1 protein-coding gene is annotated in these 712 nt (G+C 74.0%); it reads right to left on the bottom strand.

The features are described 5' to 3' along the window. Window positions 1–628: hypothetical protein (locus tag HMPREF3086_RS14305; protein WP_070722546.1), on the bottom strand; the 628-nt coding region annotated here is incomplete at its 3' end. Window positions 629–712 lie beyond the last annotated feature (84 nt).

The raw sequence follows: 712 nt of genomic DNA on the forward strand, positions 1-712 counted from the left end.
GGCCGCCGGCGAGGTGGCCGCAGGCCAGGCCGATCGCCGCGCCCGCGGCCGTCTCGATCGGCGTGTGGTGACTGATCCGCACGCGCGCCCACGCCACCGGCGGCACCAGCACCAGCAGTCGCCAGTAGCGGGGCGAGAGCTCGCGGGCGAGCACCGCGATCACCCCGCTCAGCACCGCCGTGTGGAACGACACCTTCACCTTGAGGGTCGCGGACCCGGCGACGCCCAACGCCACGAGCGCGGCCCGCGTCATGCGGCGCAGCTCGTCCGGCGCTCCGCGGCGCTGCTGGGCCGCCAACAGGGTCGCGACCGATACCGCGATCCCGGCGATCACCAGCGGCCGGTCCTCCCGACGGGTGACGTGGTGATCCGACAGCGCCTTGCGCCGGACCCGCCACGTGATCGCCGCCTGCGGCACCACACCCAACCCGGCCGCCGCCGCCACGCCCCACCGGGTCGACCCCACCTGCCGGCCCAGGTGGACAGAGCCGATCGTGAGTACGACCCACGGTGCGAAGACCTCTGTCAGCAGAGCTGCCGGGGCCAGGCCCGGACCGAAAGCCACCGCCGCCCCCGCCGCATCCGGTGCGCCCTCCGCGATCCGCGTGTCGCCCGCATCAGCCACCATCCACCCCCCCGAATCCGCTACTCCGTCTCGGCATCCGCTACTGCTACAGGGGTAGCGCCCTGTGGCTCAGGCTGGTTGTGAGTC

The sequence above is a fragment of the Dietzia sp. HMSC21D01 genome (assembly GCF_001815995.1).
In the GTDB taxonomy this organism is placed as follows: Bacteria; Actinomycetota; Actinomycetes; order Mycobacteriales; family Mycobacteriaceae; genus Dietzia; species Dietzia cinnamea.